General features: G+C 73.5%; 18 protein-coding genes. 3 read left to right on the plus strand and 15 right to left on the minus strand.

Going from position 1 to position 17,543, the window contains the following annotated elements; translation table 11 throughout:
- Window positions 1–132: 132 nt before the first annotated feature.
- From ACFWIA_RS07410 to afsQ1, 5 genes are all read right to left on the minus strand, one after another.
- The gene (locus ACFWIA_RS07410) at window positions 133–339 is read right to left on the minus strand and encodes a PspC domain-containing protein (RefSeq protein ID WP_387001327.1); all 207 of its coding nucleotides are present in this window, start codon (window positions 337–339) and stop codon (window positions 133–135) included.
- 80 nt (window positions 340–419) lie between these two features.
- Window positions 420–1,007, minus strand: a complete 588-nt coding sequence (locus ACFWIA_RS07415; protein ID WP_387001328.1) for a VanZ family protein — start codon at window positions 1,005–1,007, stop codon at window positions 420–422.
- 461 nt (window positions 1,008–1,468) lie between these two features.
- The gene (locus tag ACFWIA_RS07420) at window positions 1,469–2,089 is read right to left on the minus strand and encodes a hypothetical protein (RefSeq protein ID WP_387001330.1); all 621 of its coding nucleotides are present in this window, start codon (window positions 2,087–2,089) and stop codon (window positions 1,469–1,471) included.
- Window positions 2,086–3,822: an ATP-binding protein gene (locus ACFWIA_RS07425; protein ID WP_387001332.1), complete on the minus strand. Its 1,737-nt coding sequence runs from the start codon at window positions 3,820–3,822 to the stop codon at window positions 2,086–2,088. Before ACFWIA_RS07425 ends, ACFWIA_RS07420 begins: the two co-directional genes overlap by 4 nt.
- Window positions 3,819–4,496, minus strand: a complete 678-nt coding sequence (gene afsQ1, locus ACFWIA_RS07430) for a two-component system response regulator AfsQ1 (protein ID WP_385486319.1) — start codon at window positions 4,494–4,496, stop codon at window positions 3,819–3,821. Before afsQ1 ends, ACFWIA_RS07425 begins: the two co-directional genes overlap by 4 nt.
- Window positions 4,497–4,677: 181 nt before the next feature.
- Between afsQ1 and ACFWIA_RS07435 the strand changes: the two genes are divergently transcribed.
- Window positions 4,678–5,427, plus strand: a complete 750-nt coding sequence (locus ACFWIA_RS07435) for a SigE family RNA polymerase sigma factor (protein ID WP_387001335.1) — start codon at window positions 4,678–4,680, stop codon at window positions 5,425–5,427.
- Between the two features lie 317 nt (window positions 5,428–5,744).
- Here ACFWIA_RS07435 and ACFWIA_RS07440 read toward each other — a convergent pair whose 3' ends face one another.
- Window positions 5,745–6,383 carry a uridine kinase gene (locus tag ACFWIA_RS07440; RefSeq protein WP_387001337.1) on the minus strand — a complete coding sequence of 213 codons (639 nt, stop codon included), beginning with the start codon at window positions 6,381–6,383 and terminating at the stop codon, window positions 5,745–5,747.
- Window positions 6,384–6,510: 127 nt separating this feature from the next.
- Between ACFWIA_RS07440 and ACFWIA_RS07445 the strand changes: the two genes are divergently transcribed.
- Window positions 6,511–6,915 carry a hypothetical protein gene (locus ACFWIA_RS07445; RefSeq protein ID WP_387001339.1) on the plus strand — a complete coding sequence of 135 codons (405 nt, stop codon included), beginning with the start codon at window positions 6,511–6,513 and terminating at the stop codon, window positions 6,913–6,915.
- A gap of 396 nt (window positions 6,916–7,311) precedes the next feature.
- Here the strand turns inward: ACFWIA_RS07445 and ACFWIA_RS07450 are convergent, their stop codons facing one another.
- The 6 genes from ACFWIA_RS07450 to ACFWIA_RS07475 form a co-directional block, all read right to left on the minus strand.
- Window positions 7,312–8,202, minus strand: a complete 891-nt coding sequence (locus tag ACFWIA_RS07450) for an aldehyde dehydrogenase family protein (RefSeq protein ID WP_387001341.1) — start codon at window positions 8,200–8,202, stop codon at window positions 7,312–7,314.
- The gene (locus tag ACFWIA_RS07455) at window positions 8,195–9,631 is read right to left on the minus strand and encodes an aldehyde dehydrogenase family protein (RefSeq protein WP_387001343.1); all 1,437 of its coding nucleotides are present in this window, start codon (window positions 9,629–9,631) and stop codon (window positions 8,195–8,197) included. Before ACFWIA_RS07455 ends, ACFWIA_RS07450 begins: the two co-directional genes overlap by 8 nt.
- Window positions 9,632–9,636: 5 nt before the next feature.
- Window positions 9,637–10,650, minus strand: a complete 1,014-nt coding sequence (deoC, locus tag ACFWIA_RS07460; protein WP_387001633.1) for a deoxyribose-phosphate aldolase — start codon at window positions 10,648–10,650, stop codon at window positions 9,637–9,639.
- Window positions 10,651–10,782: 132 nt separating this feature from the next.
- On the minus strand, window positions 10,783–11,421 hold the full coding sequence (locus ACFWIA_RS07465; RefSeq protein ID WP_387001635.1) for a beta-glucanase: 639 nt from the start codon (window positions 11,419–11,421) through the stop codon (window positions 10,783–10,785).
- A 254-nt stretch (window positions 11,422–11,675) separates the two neighbouring features.
- A complete protein-coding gene (locus ACFWIA_RS07470) occupies window positions 11,676–12,326 on the minus strand; it encodes a PH domain-containing protein (protein WP_387001345.1) in 651 nt (216 codons plus the stop codon).
- Window positions 12,327–12,395: 69 nt separating this feature from the next.
- The gene (locus tag ACFWIA_RS07475; RefSeq protein WP_387001346.1) at window positions 12,396–12,806 is read right to left on the minus strand and encodes a hypothetical protein; all 411 of its coding nucleotides are present in this window, start codon (window positions 12,804–12,806) and stop codon (window positions 12,396–12,398) included.
- Between the two features lie 171 nt (window positions 12,807–12,977).
- Here ACFWIA_RS07475 and ACFWIA_RS07480 point away from each other — a divergent pair, with 171 nt between their 5' ends.
- Window positions 12,978–13,955, plus strand: coding sequence for an NAD(P)-dependent oxidoreductase (locus ACFWIA_RS07480; protein WP_387001349.1), 978 nt, complete (start codon window positions 12,978–12,980; stop codon window positions 13,953–13,955).
- 52 nt (window positions 13,956–14,007) lie between these two features.
- On the opposite strand, the gene ACFWIA_RS07485 is transcribed toward ACFWIA_RS07480, so the two are convergent.
- From ACFWIA_RS07485 to ACFWIA_RS07495, 3 genes are all read right to left on the minus strand, one after another.
- On the minus strand, window positions 14,008–15,669 hold the full coding sequence (locus ACFWIA_RS07485; protein ID WP_387001351.1) for a phospho-sugar mutase: 1,662 nt from the start codon (window positions 15,667–15,669) through the stop codon (window positions 14,008–14,010).
- 42 nt (window positions 15,670–15,711) lie between these two features.
- Window positions 15,712–16,536 (minus strand): purine-nucleoside phosphorylase, encoded by an 825-nt coding sequence (locus ACFWIA_RS07490; RefSeq protein ID WP_387001352.1) that lies wholly within the window; start codon window positions 16,534–16,536, stop codon window positions 15,712–15,714.
- Window positions 16,537–17,000: 464 nt separating this feature from the next.
- Entirely contained in the window at window positions 17,001–17,438 is a 438-nt protein-coding gene (locus ACFWIA_RS07495; protein WP_351240199.1) for a gamma-glutamylcyclotransferase, read from the minus strand.
- Window positions 17,439–17,543 lie beyond the last annotated feature (105 nt).

Genomic DNA, 17,543 nt, shown 5'->3' on the forward strand with positions numbered 1-17,543 from the left:
CCCGGCCCGCCCGGGGGGGGGGGCCCCCCGGGGGGGCCGGCGGCACCCGGGTACCCGGGGGGGCGCCCCCCCCCCCCCCCCCCCGCGCCCCCCCCCCCCCCGCGGCGGGGGCCCGGGTCGTGCGCTACGGGGCTACCAGGAGGTACGGGCGGCGGCGGCCTTCTCGCTCGGCAGGAAGAACCACAGGGCCAGGTAGAGCAGGAACTGCGGGCCCGGCAGCAGGCACGAGACCACGAAGAACACGCGCATCGTCATCGCGGAGGTGCCGAAGCGCCGAGCCAGCGCCGCGCACACTCCGCCGATCATCCGTCCGTTGGTGGGGCGGGCCAGGGCGGTCATGGGGGGCTCCTTCACGAGGTGTGACGGTCAGGGCCGGCGCGCCGGGTGACTCTCCACCCTGGCGGCCGATGTCCTCCACGCTACGGACGGGAAGCGGGCAAAACATCACTCTGCGGGGCGATACCGACCCTGGTAATCGTCGGGGTCACCCCCTGGGACCGCTCCCCCCGGCAGGTCGACGGGGCGGGGACGGCGGCGGGCGCGGGCGCCCGACGGGGTCGCCGCGCCCGGCGGCGGAGCCCGGCCCGGACGGCCGGCACCACGGCGAGGTGCGTCAGGGCGACGCCCGTCGTGTTCAACAGGAGCGAGTCGATGTCCACGACCTGGCCCGGAACCCCCGTCTGGAACATCTCGATGCCCAAGGACAGCAGTCCCGCCGCGGTCACCGTCCGGAGCAGCGACCACCAAAGGGAAACGTTCAACCTGCCACCCACGGCAGGGAGCAGCACACCCAGCGGAGCCAACAGGGCCAGCGCCTCGCCGATCCGTCGCAGTGCCGCCCGCGGGCCCAGCGCGAGGTCCGCCTCGATGCCCGCCAGGGGGCGGAAGTTCGGTGCGCTGACCCAGGGGACGTCGAGGGGGCGCAGCGTGACCCACCCCACGAGGAGGAGGTGGGCCAGCAGGAGGGTCCCCCCTGCCGCGCGGATGTGGAAGCCTTTGCGCTGCACGCAACCAAGGACGACACCTGCCCGCTCGTCGGTTCCGTCGAGCGGGACGCCCACACCGTGGCCCCCGTCACCCCCTTCGCCGGGTGGCGGGTACGCGGTGGTCACCCGCGCAGTTCCCCGCGCCCCTATCGGGGCCCGTCCCGGCTCGGGTGCGCAGTCGGTTTCGCGCAGTTCCCCGCGCCCCTTATCGGGGCCCGTACGGGCTACGGCCGGTGGCACAGCGCACCCGCACCAGGGGGCGCCCCGTCAGGGGCGCGGGGAACTGCGCGAGCAACCACCGCGCGCCCGCAGGTGACCGGGGTCGAGCGGTGCGCACCGCGCAGTGCAGCGCACCCGCACCAGGGCGCCCCGATAGGGGCGCGGGGAACGGCGCGAGCAACCACAGCGCACCCGCAGAGCACCGCGGTCCGCAGGCCACCGCGGCACAAGCGGATCGCACGCACCCCCCTCCGGACCCCCCGTCAGGGACCGGGCATCAGCACCGTACTCGGCGGCTCATGAGCCGCCGGCCGCGCCCGAACCTCCGGCGTGCACTCGTACGCACGCAACGGCTCGACCCCGGGCCCACCCAGAATCACCCGCCCGTCCCGCGACGCAGCCGCCGAGTTGGCCAACGTGCACACGAGCTGCGCCAGCGCGAACGCCGACAGGTCCTCCGCCGGCGCACTGAGCCGCAACGCGTCGTCGGGGTCACCACTGCGCGGCCCGGACGCGGTCAACCCGTCCGGGACCTCCGTGGAGTACCCCGCCTGCCGCTCCGCCCGGGACAACTGCTGCTCCAACTGGTCGAGGAGCGCCCGCGCCACCCGCCCGCGGTCCTTCTCGGAGGTCTGCCCCACCGGCAGCTCCACCCGCCGGTCCACCGGTACCAGTTCCGCCGCGCACACCAGGAACACCCGTACCGGGACGCCGCCCGTGGACTGCTTGCTCGTGGCGGGCTCCGACACCTTGCACGGTTCCCGGGACGGGGCCGGCCCGAAGTCCGTCGGCACCTCCGTGGGCCGGATGCCGCACGCCGAGGCCACCAGCCCCAGCAGGGACATCGCGATCCCCGCGGTCAGCCGTCGTCGCCGCGTCGTCACCGCACACCCCCCTGCCGTTCCCCGGGCACCCCGGGAGTGCGGGCCGGGTCCGCCTCGGAGACGTCGCGCGGCAGTCGCAGGGTGAACACCGCGCCCCCTTCGTCCGAGTTGGCGGCGGTGATCTCCCCGCCGTGGATGTGGGCGTTCTCCAGTGCGATCGACAGTCCGAGACCACTGCCCTCGGACCGTGGCCGGGACGCGCTCGCCTTGTAGAAGCGGTCGAACACGTGCGGCAGGACGTCGACCGGGATGCCGGGCCCGTGGTCCCGCACCTCGATCAGTACGTTCCCCTCGCGCACCTCGGGGCCCTCCGACTCGTCCGGGTCGTGCACGTCCACCGCGTCGTGCCCGTCCACCACGTGGTGGACCTCCGCCGGGCCCGTGGCCTCCGCGGGCTTGCCCGCGCCCGCCGAGCCGCCCGCCCCGTCCTCGCCCTCCGTGCGCACCGCGACCCGGACCGGGGAACCCCCGTGCTTGAGGGCGTTGCCGATGAGGTTCGCGAGGATCACGTCGAGGCGCCGCGGGTCGACCCGGGCCATGATCCCGCGCTCGGCGTCCAGGTCCACCGCGTCCAGCCAGGCGCGGGCGTCGATGCAGGCGGTGATCTGGTCCGCGATGTCGACGTCGTCCAGGACGAGCCGGGCGGTGCCCGCGTCGAAGCGGGTGACCTCCATCAGGTTCTCGACCAGGTCGTTCAGCCGGCGCGTCTCGCTCACCACCAGGCGCACCGCGGGCTCGATCATCGGGTCCACACTGCCGGTCTCCGCGTCCAGTTCCTCTTCCAGCACCTCGGTGACGGCCGTGATCGCGGTCAGCGGGGTCCGCAGTTCGTGCGACATGTCCGCCACGAACCGGCGGGACGATTCGTCACGGGCGCTCATCTCGGCGACCCGCTTCTCCAGGGCCTGCGCCGCCTGGTTGAACGTCCGCGACAGTTCGGCCAGTTCGTCCGTGCCGGACACCCGCAGCCGGGTGTCGAGCTTGCCCTCGCCGAGTCGTTTCGCCGCGGCGCCCAGCCGGTGCACGGGTTTGAGGACCGTCGTCGCCGCGGCCTGGGCGAGCAGCGCCGCCCCGATCAGCGCCAGCCCCGTCGCGATCCCCAGCGACCAGGCCAGCGAGTTGAGGTCCTTGGCCTCCGGCTCCAGGGACTTGAGCATGTAGCCCGTGGGCCCGCCGCCGATCAGCCGGGTCCCGGCGACCAGGTAGGGGGTGTCGTCGTCGGCCGTGATCCGCTGCCAGTACAGGTGGTACGGGGACCGGTTGGTGGAGGTCAGCGGCTGCTGCTTGTTCACGGCCGCCCGCAGCGAGGGCGGGACGTCGGCCAGGGTGAACGCCTCCAGGTCGGAGTTGCCGACGACGGTGGTGCCGTTCGCGTCCTCGGCCATCAGCAGCACGCTGAAGCGCTGGCTGCTCGTCGCCATCTGCCCGGCGGTGTTCTGGAGTTGGTTCTGGGTGGGACGGCCCGGCAGGATGCCCGCCCGGCTGCGCATCTCCTGCTGGAAGTCGTTGAGCGCCGCGTCCTGGGCACGGGTGAGCACCGCCTCGCGGTTCAGCCAGTACGCGATCCCGGACGCCGCCACCGCCGCCGTCAGCGCCACCAGACCGAACACCAGGACCAGCCGCAGCCGCAGACTGGTGAACCGCAGCGTCGCCGACACCGCGCGCCGGGCCCTGGCCCAGCCGCGGGCCTCCCGATCGACCGTGCGCTCCCGCTCGCCGGGCTCCTCGGTCACTGAGGCGTGTCCAGCCGGTAACCCACGCCGCGCACCGTGCGGATCAGCGTCGGGGAGGACGGGACGTCCTCCACCTTCGCCCGCAGCCGCTGCACGCACGCGTCGACGAGCCGCGAGTCCCCGAGGTAGTCGTGCTCCCAGACCAGCCGCAGCAACTGCTGCCGCGACAGCGCCTGGCCCGGCCGGCGGCTCAGCTCCAGCAGCAGCCGCAGCTCGGTCGGGGTCAGCTGGAGGTCCTCGCCGTTCTTGGTGACGGTCATCGCCGCCCGGTCGATGACCAGGCTGCCGAAGGTCGCCGAGTCCGTGGACTCCCGTTCGCCGCGCCGCAGCACGGCCCGGATGCGGGCGTCCAGCACCCGCCCCTGCACGGGTTTGACCACGTAGTCGTCGGCGCCGGACTCCAGTCCGACGACCACGTCGATGTCGTCGTTGCGCGCGGTCAGCAGGATGATCGGCAGTTGGTCGGTGCGGCGGATGCGACGGCACACCTCGAAACCGTCGATGCCCGGCAGCATCACGTCCAGCACGATCAGGTCGGGCCGCTGTTCACGCAGCAGTTGGAGGCCGTCCTCGCCGGTGGCAGCGGTGGCCACACGGTGCCCCTGGCGCGTCAGCGACAGCTCCAGGGCCGTACGGATGGCGTCGTCGTCCTCGATCAGCAACAGGGAAGGCACGGACGCCATTCTGTCCCATGGCGCCACGGGCTTTCGACGGGTGGGCCCCAGCCGGTCCCCGCCGTGCCGCCCGGACCCCTGTGACAGTGCTGTGACAGTCGGCGGACAACGTCATGAAGTGCCCCCGGCAGGATTCTCGTCATCGCAAGGAACACGGATCGGCACCGACGGGGGGCGCGAGATGAACAAGCTGCACGGCATCACCGCGAGCGCGGTCGTCACGCGTCTTCACGACGGCGGACGGGGGAACGGTTCCAGCGACAAGTCCGGTGCCGTGAGCGGGCGGGGGTGCGCTCGCGGCACCGGGCGTCATCAGCACACCGCGTACATGACGGTGGTCGACGCGCCGCACGGGGGCAGCGCCTCCGCACCGGCCGCGGGGGAGCGGCAGGTCAGGTCCCAGCCGAGCGCCGAAGCGGCGTTCACCGCCTACGTCCAGGAACGCCGGGCCTCGCTGTACGCCACCGCCTACCACCTGACCGGGGACCGCTTCGAGGCGGAGGACCTCCTCCAGAGTGCCCTCTTCTCCACGTACCGGGCCTGGGACAGGATCAGCGACAAGGCCGCCGTCGGCGGCTACCTGCGCCGCACCATGACGAACCTGCACATCAGCGCGTGGCGGCGGCGCAAGCTCAACGAGTACCCGACCGAGGAGCTGCCGGAGACGGCCGGCGACACGGACGCGATGCGCGGCACGGAACTGCGCGCGGTCCTGTGGCAGGCGCTCGCCCGGCTGCCCGAACTCCAGCGGACGATGCTGGTCCTGCGCTACTACGAGGGCCGCACCGACCCGGAGATCGCGGAGATACTCGGCATCAGCGTCGGCACGGTGAAGTCCAGCATCTGGCGCTCGCTGCGCCGGTTGCGCGAGGACGACGTCCTCAGCTTCGGCCGTGACGAGGAGGAGTCCTTCGGGGAGCTGGTCGCCTAACCGCGACCGGGGCTGCCGGGACGCGGCACCGGGCCACTGTGGGGGTGGCGCCGGCGCCGGACGTCCGGGAGCGACGGGGGACGAGGGAGTGCCGCACGGCGGGGGATGCCGGTGGTACGGGCCCGTCGGGGGACGGGCCGCCCGTGCTGGGGGGCACGGGGTACACGGGGGAGAGACCCACCGGGGGGTGGGACACGGGGGAACGGCCCCAACGGGAGAGCGGCAACCACCGGGGGGTGGCACCGCGGGGCCGTGAGAGCAGGACCGAAGGCCGGGGGGTCTTTTCGGTCCTGCTCTTCCGTGTGTCCGGCCCCGGCTCACCCGGTCCGTACGCCGGTGTCCGCGCCGAGCGCCCCGGCCACCCGGGCCGCGGCCTCCGAGGGCCCGCAGGCGTGCGCTCCCAGGCGCACCTGGCGCCCCACGATCCCGCGTTCGGACCGCATCAGCCGCCACCCCCGCCGCAACAGGAACCCGACGGGTTTGCGGGACTCCCGCAGGTCCCGCACCAGCCGTCGTCGGAACGTGGTCGCGGGGCGACCGCGCAGACAGATGGCGTCCGCGAGGAGCCCCCGTTCCCGACAGCGCCCGACGATCTCCGCCGCGAAGATCCCCTCGGCGATGACCAGCGGCGCCCCGGCCAGCGCGACCTCCTTGACCCCGGTACGGGAACTCGTGGAGATGTCGTACACCGGCACCCCGGTCCGGCCCGTCGTGCACAGTTCGGTCAGCGCGGCCAGCGCCGTGTCGGCGTCCCAGGAGCGGGGCGAGTCCCAGTCCACGTCGGAGGTGTCCGGGACGAGCGGCAGGGTGGGGTCGTCGATCTCCTTGTAGAAGTCGTCGAGGCACAGCACGGGCAGCCCGCAGCGTTCGGCGAACGACGACTTTCCGGAGCCGGAGGGCCCGGTGAGCAGCACCACACGGGCCGGTGACGGGGGTATGTCGGGAAGAGAACTCACGAGAGTCCAGTGTGCGGCATCCGGTGGCGCCGGCCGACCCCCGCGGGTCGACTTTGCGGCCCGCCCGCCCACTCAACTACGCTTCGTGAGTCCTCGATTACGCATCTCGCACCCCCAGGCGGCACTCATGGCACGTCACCAGGTCCGTCCGTCCCGTCAGACCCCCACCACCCAGCGGGTGCTGCTGCGCGCGGGCCTCGTGCTCGGCGCGGTCGCCGTGGCGGGCGGCGCGGGGGCGACGACCGCCGCGGCGGCCCCCGGCGCCGTGCCCACCCCGGTCGGTGAGCTCGATGCCCGGGCCGCCGCGGGGGCCCTCACCGACACCGTGGGCTACGTCACGGGCCCGCTCACCGCGCTCCAGGTCAACCCGCTCGCGAAGACCGGGGTCGATCCGTTGGCCAACGGGGTCGGCACTCAGGTCGCGGACTTCAAGCCGCTGTCCACGACGGCGCTCACGGCCCCGCTGGCCCGGGGCGACTCGCTGAGCGACCTGCCGGTCGTCGGGCAGGTCACCGGCCTGCTCACGCGCTGACCGCGGCCCCTGCGGGTGCGTTCACCTGGCGGTGCGCTGTCCCTCTCGGGTGCGCGGTCGGTTCTGCGCAGTTCCCCGCGCCCCTATCGGGGCCCGTCCCGGCTCGGGTTCGCCGTGCTGTGCGGGTGCGCGGTGGTTTTGCGCAGTTCCCCGCGCCCCTATCGGGGCCCGTAACGGGTTACGGCCGGTGGCAGCCGCAGCGCACCCGCACCAGAGCGCCCCGACAGGGGCGCGGGGAACGGCGCGAGCAACCACACCGCACCCGCGGGCGACCACGGCCGAGCAGAGCGCACCGCGCAGTGCAGCGCACCCGCACCAGGGCGCCCCGACAAGGGGCGCGGGGAACTGCGCGGGTGAGCACAGCGCACCCGCAGGGGGCCTACGCGGTGGGGCCGGTCAGTAGGAGGAGCCCGACGCGCCGAGGGAACCGGTCGGGTGCCACACGGTCTTGGTCTCCAGGAACGCGGTGAGCCGGCGGGTACCCGGATCGCCGGACCACTCCTCGGCGCGGGGCCGCAACACCCGCTTGAGGTTGTCGGCCGCCGCGACCTCCAACTCCGTCGCGAGCGCACCCTCCGCACCCGTCAGGTCGATCGCGTTGACGTCGGCGTGGGCGGCGAGCGGGGCCGCGATCTCCCGCGTCCCGCCGGACAGCACGTTGACCGTGCCGCCGGGCACGTCGGACGTGGCCAGCACCTCACCCAGGGACAGCGCGGGCAGCGGGGCCCGCTCGCTGGCGACCAGCACGGCGGTGTTGCCGGTCGCGATGACCGGGGCGAGCACCGACACCAGCCCCAGGAACGACGAGTCCTGCGGCGCCAGCACGGCCACCACGCCCGTCGGCTCGGGCGAGGACAGGTTGAAGAACGGGCCCGCGACCGGGTTGCCGCCCCCCGCCACCTGGGCGATCTTGTCGGTCCAGCCCGCGTACCAGACCCAGCGGTCCACCGCGGCGTCCACCCGGGCGCCGGCCTTCGACTTGGACAGGCCCTCCGCCTCGGCGACCTCCCGGACGAACTGCTCCCGACGGCCCTCCAGCATCTCGGCGACCCGGTAGAGGATCTGGCCCCGGTTGTACGCGGTCGCCCCCGACCACGGCCCGAACGCCTTGCGGGCGGCGACCACCGCGTCCCGGGCGTCCTTGCGGGACGAGCGCGGCGCGTTCGCGAGCCAGGCGCCCTTCGAGTCGGTCACCTCGTACACCCGTCCGCTCTCGCTGCGGGGGAACTTGCCGCCCACGAACAGCTTGTAGGTTTTGAAGACGCCCAGCCGGCCGTTGTCAGACATCGAGGTACGCCTCCAGACCGTGACGGCCGCCCTCGCGGCCGTGGCCCGACTCCTTGTAACCGCCGAACGGCGACGTCGGGTCGAACTTGTTGAACGTGTTGGACCAGACGACCCCGGCCCGCAGCCGGTTCGCCACGGCGAGGATGCGCGAGCCCTTCTCGGACCAGATGCCGGCCGAGAGCCCGTACGGGGTGTTGTTGGCCTTGGCGACGGCCTCGTCCGGGGTGCGGAAGGTCAGCACCGACAGGACCGGGCCGAAGATCTCGTCCCGGGCGACGGTGTGGGCCTGGGTCACGCCCGTGAAGACGGTCGGCGCGAACCAGTAGCCGGCGGACGGCAGCTCGCAGGGCGCGGTCCAGCGCTCGGCGCCCTCCGCCTCCCCGCGCTCGGTCAGGGCGCTGATCCGGGCGAGCTGCTCGGCGGAGTTGATCGCGCCGATGTCGGTGTTCTTGTCCAGCGGGTCGCCCAGGCGCAGCGTGGTCAGCCGGCGCTTCAGCGCGTCGACCACCTCGTCGTGCACCGACTCCTGCACCAGCAGCCGGGAGCCCGCGCAGCAGACCTGGCCCTGGTTGAAGAAGATGCCGCTCACGATGCCCTCGACGGCCTGGTCGATCGGGGCGTCGTCGAAGACGATGTTGGCGCCCTTGCCGCCCAGCTCCAGGGTGAGCTTCTTGTCGGTGCCGGCGACCGTGCGGGCGATCTCCTTGCCGACGCCCGTGGAGCCGGTGAACGCGACCTTGTTCACGTCCGGGTGCGCGACCAGCGCGGCGCCCGCGTCCCCGTAGCCGGGGAGGATGTTGACGACGCCCTTGGGCAGGCCCGCCTGGCGGCAGATGTCCGCGAAGAACAGCGCCGACAGCGGGGTGGTCTCGGCGGGCTTCAGGACGACCGTGTTGCCGGTGGCGAGCGCCGGGGCGATCTTCCACGCCAGCATCAGCAGCGGGAAGTTCCACGGGATGACCTGGCCGGCGACGCCCAGCGGCTTCGGGTCGGGTCCGTAGCCCGCGTGGCCCAGCTTGTCGGCCCAGCCGGCGTAGTAGAAGAAGTGCGCGGCGACCAGCGGCAGGTCGGCGTCGCGGGTCTCGCGGATCGGCTTGCCGTTGTCGAGGGTCTCCAGCACCGCCAGCTCACGGCTGCGCTCCTGGACGATCCGGGCGATCCGGAACAGGTACTTCGCCCGTTCGGCGCCCGGCAGGGCCGACCAGCTCCCGAACGCCTTGCGGGCCGCCTTCACGGCGCGTTCCACATCGGCCTCGCCGGCGCGCGCGACCTCGGAGAGCACTTCCTCCGTGGACGGCGACACGCTCTTGAACACCCGGCCGTCCGCCGCGTCGACGAACTCGCCGTCGATGAACAGGCCGTACGAGGGCGCGAGGTCGACGACCGCGCGCGACTCGGGCGCGGGCGCGTACGCGAACATGCTTGTCATCGTGATCAGTCCACCGTCACGTAGTCGGGGCCGGAGTAGCGGCCGGTCGCCAGCTTCTGGCGCTGCATCAGCAGGTCGTTCAGCAGGGACGAGGCGCCGAACCGGAACCAGTCGTTGTCCAGCCAGTCCCCGCCCACCGTCTCGTTCACCAGGACCAGGAACTTGACCGCGTCCTTCGTGGTGCGGATGCCCCCGGCGGGCTTCACCCCGACCTGGACGCCGGTGCGGTCCCGGAAGTCGCGGACCGCCTCCAGCATCAGCAGGGTGTTCGGGGGGGTGGCGTTCACGGCGACCTTGCCGGTCGAGGTCTTGATGAAGTCGGCGCCGGCGAGCATCCCGAGCCAGGAGGCGCGGCGGATGTTGTCGTACGTCGACAGCTCGCCCGTCTCGAAGATGACCTTGAGCCGGGCTGCTCCGCTGGCCTCCTTCACGGCGCGGATCTCCTCGTACACCTTCAGGTAGCGCCCGGCGAGGAACGCGCCCCGGTCGATGACCATGTCGATCTCGTCGGCGCCCGCGGCGACGGCGTCGCGCACGTCGGCGAGCTTCACGTCGAGCGCGGCCCGGCCCGCCGGGAAGGCGGTGGCCACCGAGGCGACCCTGACCCCGGTGCCCGTGACGGCGGCCTTCGCGGTCTCCACCATGTCCGGGTACACGCAGACCGCGGCGACCCGGGGGGTCGCGGGGTCCGTCGGGTCCGGGTGCGCCGCCTTCGCGCCGAGTGCCCGGACCTTGCCGGGGGTGTCGGCGCCCTCCAGGGTCGTCAGGTCGATCATCGAGATCGCCAGGTCGATGGCGTACGCCTTCGCCGTCGTCTTGATCGAACGGGTGCCGAGGGCGGCGGCGCGGGCTTCGAGGCCCACCGCGTCCACGCCGGGCAGGCCGTGGAGGAAGCCGCGCAGGGCCGTGTCCGATGCGGTGACGTGCGCGAGGGGGTGGTCGTCCGGGGTGCGGGCGGCAGGACCGGCCGGGCTGAGGGGACCGGTGGCCGTCGGCGCTGGCGGCGGAATCGTGGGCATGGTCACGAGCTGAGCATATCTACGCGCGTAGTAGCTGTACAGGTCGGGAGGTAAAGGTCGTGGGGACGTAGTCGGGGCGGTGCAGGACGAGCCCGGATCGGGGCGGGGGCGTGCCCGATCCGGGCCGTCGGCTCAGGGGCGGTACACCCGCAGGTGGGCCACCTCGTACGACATCGTCGAGGTTCCGGGGTCCGGCGCCGGGTGGTAGCGGCCCGCACAGACGGACAGGTTCACGATGAGGTGGGCGTACCACCGCCACCCCACCCCGCGCCGGTCGGTGTACGCGCGCTCCCCGTTCACCCACCACACCACCGACCAGGTCCCGAACTCCACCACCAGGTCGACCCACCGGCCGGGGCCGATCGCGGGGTCGCGGTGGTAGCGGTAGCCGCCGCGCACCCGGTTGGAGAGTTCCAGCAGGTCCGGGTGGTCGGGGTGGTACTCGAAGACGTCGATCTCCTGGCCCCCGTCGCGCCAGGTCCAGATCGCGGGCCAGGCGCCCGTCTCGACCGGGAGGCGCACCCGGGTCTCCAGCACGTCCCCGGCCCGGACCGTGAAGCCCTCCTCGCTGCCCTCGGTGGTCAGCAGTCCCGCGTTCCACAGGCCCTCCAGCCGGCGGGTCGCCCGGAAGGTGCCGGTGCGGCTGTACGAGGGGTCGGCCACCAGGTAGTCGAGCTTGTCGTCGCCCGGGTTGGTGGGGCCGCCGTCGGGATACGCCCAGGAGCGGCCCGCCACCCACTGGGTGGTGGAGGTGAAGTCGGCGGTGAACACGGGGGTGCCGGACGTGGGGGGCCGGCGGCGGTCGCGGTCCGCCCGTGGCTGCTCGGAGGGGTCCGCGCTCGGTCGCCAGCGCGCGCGGAGCCGGGTGAGAACGTTGGTGCGCACGTCACTCCTCTCCGGAACGGGTGCTTCCGGGAGGTTCTGCCCGATGCCGGGGCGCTCATGCGCGTGAGCTCGCATTCCGCACCGGATTCATCACTTAAGGTGATGATCGGCGCGGTGCGGCCTCGCTCGTGCCCCGTGGCTCAGGTGACCGCCAGCAGTACGGCCAGCAGCACCGCGCCCGCCGCCGACGGGGCCAGCACCTCGTACGCCCAGCGCACCACGGGCCGCCCCTGCGCCGACTCGGCGCCACCGCGCCGCTCCGCCAGCTCCCGGAGGTCCTCGACGATCTGGTCGGACGGGGACCGGACGGGTGACGCGGTCAACGAGGTGCGCCCCGACGGGTCGTCCATCGCCGCCCTGCTCTGCTGCCGGGCCGCCTTCTTCCGGGCCCGTAGGGACACCGGAACCGCCCACAGCTGGTACTTCACGCCCGCGTCGTCGAAGACCTCGTTGGAGTAGCCGGCCCGGACGTTGCCCACGCAGCTCCACGGCAGGGTGATCGTCCGGAACGGGTTGCGGACCCGGAGCCGGTCGTCATTCACGAAGACCGCCGGCCGGATCGTGTACGCCACCACCAGCGGGACGAGGAACAACAGCGCCGCCAGCGCCATCCAGGGGGCGCTGCCCTCCCCGTGGGCCACCGCGTCCACGCCCAGCCAGGCGGCCAGCGCCAGCAACAGGACGCCGCCCGCGATACCGGCGGAGGACCGGAAGACCCGGTCCTTGACCGGGGGCTCCGCCGGCGTCCCCGGTGAGGACGGCGCGGGCGTGGGGCGATCGGAACTCGTCATACGAACGATTCTGCCCCACCCGGCCACCCCCCGGCCCGGGGGCCGGGCGGGCCCGGGCCTGAGCGCGGTTCACCAGCCGCGGCCCACGAACGGCTCCACCCGGGACTCCAGCCACAGCAGACAGACCCAGGACACCAGGGAGAGGGCGAGCAGGGCCGCCGTGAGCGAGGCGGCGAGGGCCGCCGCACCGGGCAGGCGTGCGGCCCGGTGCCGGAGCGCGGTGCCCACGAGCGACCAGGCGGCCAGCGTCAGCGCCGGCACGCCGAACAGCATCAGCGGCAGTTCCCCGTACACCAGACTCAGGTCCCGCTCGCCCTCGAAGGCCCCGCTCACCCCCGGAGCCGCGCCGTGCAGCCAGACCGCGAACCCGACCGCCCCCGCCACGACGGCGATCACGCATCCCGCGACGGAACGCGACCGGCTGTAGGGGCGCTGCCCGCCGCCCCCGCCGCCGTCCTCATCCGCCTCGTCTGTGCCCACTGCTTCCGCAGCCCCTTCCCCCGCGGGCCGGAACCCGAAGGGGAAGTGTTCTTTCTGCTCGTTCTGCCCGTGCTCCCGCATGTTCCCGATGACGCCTGAGCCGGTCCGTGAGTTCCTGAAACGCCCGTCCACACGAACCTTCAGGTGAGTTCCTCACTTCAAAGTGCGTTCTTGATCCCCCTGCCGGCCACCGCCAAGGTGGAGGGAACGGCGACCGACGAGGGAGAGGGCCACCGGATGAGGGCGGGGACGGCGTCCGTGCGGGGAGACGTCAGCGTGTGGGGACTCGGGGACATGGGAGCGGCGCTGGCCGAGGCGTTCCTCGGCGCCGGGCGGCGGACCGTGGTGTGGAACCGGACGGCTGCCCGGGCGGACGGACTCGTCGAACGGGGCGCCCTGCGGGCCGCGGACGTCCGGGCGGCGCTGCGGGCCAGCGGGCTGGTGGTGGTCTGTCTGCTCGACTACGCGAGCGTGCGGGACGTGCTGGAACCCGTGGCCGACGAACTGCGCGGCCGGACGCTCGTCAACCTCACCAACGGCTCGCCCGCCGAGGCCGCCGAGTTCGCCGAATGGATCGCGGCGACGGGGGCCGCCTACCTGGACGGCGGGATCATGGCGGTACCGCAGACCGTCGCCACTCCCGGGGCGTTCGTGCTCTACAGCGGCCCCGCGGAGGCGTTCGCCGACTGGCGGGTGGATCTGGAGGTCCTCGGCGCCGCCCACCACCTCGGCGCCGACATCGGACTCGCCCCGCTCTACGACCTGGCGCTGCTCAGCGGCATGCAGCTGATGTTCGAGGGCTTCCACCTGTCCGTCGCCATGGCGACCTCCCGCCCCGGGGGCAGTGCCGCCGCCTTCACCGACCTCCTGGTGCCCTGGCTGACCGGCATGACCGCCCTGCTGCCCACCTTCGCCCAGGAGATCGACGCGGAGGCCGCGCACGGCACCCCGCCCGCGCTCACCCAGGGCATCGACGTCCAGGTGGCCGGGGTGGGCAACATGATCGCGGCGGCCCGGGACGCCGGGGTCGACGCCACCGCCCTGGAACGGTCCCGCACCGCCCTGCGGGCGCTGTCCGCCGCCGGGCACCGGCACTGGAGCGCCCCGCTGTCCGTGCGCGGGCTGCGGACCGGGACGGCCGGACCCTGATCGGCCCGGTTCCGGTGCACCGACCCCCCGGTCGCCGGAACCGGGTCCGCCGTCAGATGCCCGCGGCCTTCGCCAGGTCCCGCTTCAGCTCCGCCAACACGGCCGCAGCCTCGGTACGGGCCCGGGGCAGGTCCTCGTGGGAGGCGACCGGAACGACGGCCTCCAGGTAGCACTTCAGCTTGGGTTCGGTGCCGCTGGGCCGCACGATCACCCGGGCGCCGTCGAGGGCGTAGCGCAGACCGTCGGTCGGCGGCAGCGCCCCGGTCCCCTCGGTCAGGTCCTCGGCCCGGAGCACCGGCCGGCCCGCCAGCGCGGTGGGCGGGTGCGCGCGCAGGGCCCGCATGGCGTCGGCGATCACCGACACGTCCGCCACCCGGACGGAGAGCTGGTCGGTGGCGTGCAGACCGTGTTCCACCGCGAGGTCGGCCAACAGGTCCAGTAGCGTGCGCCCCTGTTCCTTCAGCTCCGAGGCCAGCTCCGTGATGAGCAGCGCCGCCGTGATGCCGTCCTTGTCCCGGACGCCCTCCGGGTCGACGCAGTACCCGAGCGCCTCCTCGTAGCCGTACCGCAGACCCTCCACCCGGGCGATCCACTTGAACCCGGTCAGGGTCTCCTCGTACCCGACGCCGGCCGCCGCCGCGATGCGGCCCAGCAGCGACGAGGAGACGATCGACTCGGCGAACACCCCGGTCGCGCCCCGACGGACCAGGTGCGCGGCGAGCAGCGCCCCGACCTCGTCGCCGCGCAGCATCCGCCAGTCGCCGTCGGGGCCGTCCGGGACGGCCACCGCGCAGCGGTCCGCGTCGGGGTCGTTGGCGATGACCAGGTCAGGGCGGGCGGCGCGGGCCGTCGCGAAGGCGAGGTCCATCGCACCCGGTTCCTCCGGATTGGGGAACGCGACGGTCGGGAAGTCGGGGTCCGGCTCGGCCTGCTCGACGACCAGCACCGGGGCGGGGAAGCCCGCCCGGGCGAACGCGGCCAGCAGGACGTCCTTGCCCACGCCGTGCAGGGCGGTGTAGACGGTGCGCGCGGAGCGTGCGGAGCCCGGGGCGAGGACCGCGTCGGTCCGGGCCAGGTAGGCCGCCACGACCTCGTCGCCCAGGGTCGTCCACCCGTCGTCCGGCCGCGGCACGTCCGCGAGGGCGGCCACCGCCGCGATGCGGTCGGCGATCTCCGCGTCGGCCGGCGGCACGATCTGTGAACCGTCGCCCAGGTAGACCTTGTAGCCGTTGTCCCGGGGCGGGTTGTGGCTGGCGGTCACCTCGACGCCCGCGACCGCCCCGAGGTGACGGATGGCGTACGCGAGGATCGGGGTGGGCAGCGGGTGCGGCAGCACGGCCGCGCGCAGTCCGGCACCCGTCATGACGGCGGCCGTGTCCCGGGCGAAGTCCGCCGACTTGTGGCGCGCGTCGTAGCCGATCACCACCAGGCCGCCCGCGTGCCCCTCGTCCCGCAGGTACGCGGCGAGGCCCGCCGCGGCGCGGATGACCACGGCACGGTTCATCCGCAGGGGGCCCGCGCCCAGCTCACCGCGGAGCCCGGCGGTGCCGAACTGGAGGGTGCCGCGGAAGCGGTCGGCCAGCTCGGCGACGGCCGCCGGGGCGTCCGGGCCGTCCAGTCGGGCCAGCAGGTCGGCCAACTCGTCCCGGGTTTCCGGGTCGGGGTCCTCGGCCAGCCAGGTCCGGGCGCGGGTGATCAGCTCGTCGTGCTGCACGGTTCTGCCTCTCGGTGTCCGGGGTGGGCGGTGCCCACGCTGTCAGATGCGGTCCAGCACCTGGGCGAGCAGCGTGCCCATCCGGGAGGCGGAGTCGCGACCGGCCTGGAGGACCTCCTCGTGGTTGAGGGGTTCCCCCGTCATGCCGGCGGCGAGGTTGGTCACCAGGGAGATGCCGAGCACCTCGGCGCCCGCCTCGCGGGCCGCGATGGCCTCCAGCACGGTGGACATCCCGACCAGGTCGGCGCCGATGGTGCGGGCCATCCGGATCTCGGCGGGCGTCTCGTAGTGCGGGCCGGGGAACTGGGCGTAGACGCCCTCCTCCAGGGAGGGGTCGATCTCCTTGCACAGGGCGCGCAGCCGCGGCGAGTACAGGTCCGTGAGGTCGACGAAGTTCGCGCCGACGATCGGGGAGGTCGCCGTGAGGTTGAGGTGGTCGCTGATCAGGACCGGCTGGCCGGGGCGCATGCCCTCGCGCAGACCGCCGCACCCGTTGGTGAGGACGATCGTCTTGCAGCCGGCGGCCACGGCGGTGCGGACGCCGTGCGCGACCGAGGCGACGCCGCGGCCCTCGTAGTAGTGGGTGCGGCCCAGGAAGACCAGGGCGCGCTTCTCGCCGATCCGGTACGAACGGATCCGGCCGCCGTGACCCGCCACGGCGGGGGGCGGGAAGCCCGGGAGGTCCGTCACCGGGAACTCGTGCTCGGGCTCGCCCAGGGCGTCGACCGCGGGGGCCCAGCCGGAGCCCATCACGAGGGCGACGTCGTGGGAGTCCGCGCCCGTCAGTTCGCGGAGGCGGGTTGCGGCGGTGTTCGCCGCGGTGTGCGGGTCGCCCTGGATGTCGTCCGGAAGAAGAGATGCGTTCACGCGCATGAGCGTAGCTCGATTTCGCCTACGCGCGTAGACCTAATCTTCGAGCGCGCTCCGATCGTTGCCTGGTTGTTTCCGTCCCCGGTTCCGCGGGGTGCGCGGTGGCTTTCGCGCAGTTCCCCGCGCCCCTTCCTGTGCGCTGCGCTCGGGGTGCGCTGCTCTGTGCGGTGCGCTGTCGGTTTGCGCAGTTCCCCGCGCCCCTTGATCGGGGCCCTCGCCTTGTCCGTCAGGTGGCGGTCCGCTGTGGTTGCCCGCGCAGTTCCCCGCGCCCCAGACGGGGCCCACCCAGACGGGGCCCGCCCAGACGGGCGGCAACCGGAGCGCCCCGAAGGGGCGCGGGGAACTGCGCGGATGACGACAGCGCACCGCACAGCGCAACGCACTTGCACCGGAGCGTCCCGAAGGGGGCGCGGGGAACGGCGCGAGCAACCACCACGCACCCGCAGAGCACCGCGCAGCGCTCAGCAGGGACGCTTACGGAGCTCCATGACGTAGTCGTGCGGCGCCCCCGCCGACTCAGCGGCGTCCGCCAGCTCCCCGAGGTACCGGGCGGACGGCAACCCACCCTCGTACCCGTTCAAGACGTACACCCACGCGGGCTCCTCCGCGTCCAACGTGTGCACCCGCACCCGCATCCTGCGGTAGATGTCGAGCCCGACCCCCTCCCACCGGTCCATGGAGTCCTCGTCCATGGGCGCGATGTCGTACAGGGCGACGAAGACCTGCGACCGGGGCGCCTCGACGATCGTCGCGAGGGCGCCCTCCCAGCCCATGTGCTCACCCCCGAAGGTCAGCCGCCAGCCGTTGAGCCATCCGGTGGCGCGCAGCGGCGAGTGCGGTGCGCGGCGCGTCATGAGCCGCGCGTCGAGATTGCCGGCGTACGCGGCGTAGAGCGACATGGAGTCGAGGGTACGGCAGCCGCGCCATCTGCCCCTCCCGTAGCGGAAGTGCCCCTCTGAAGAGGGAGGCTGCGGCAGCCGGCCCCCCGGAGGCGCGGGTTTTGA

The organism is Streptomyces sp. NPDC127068, from assembly GCF_042724695.1.
GTDB lineage: Bacteria > Actinomycetota > Actinomycetes > Streptomycetales > Streptomycetaceae > Streptomyces.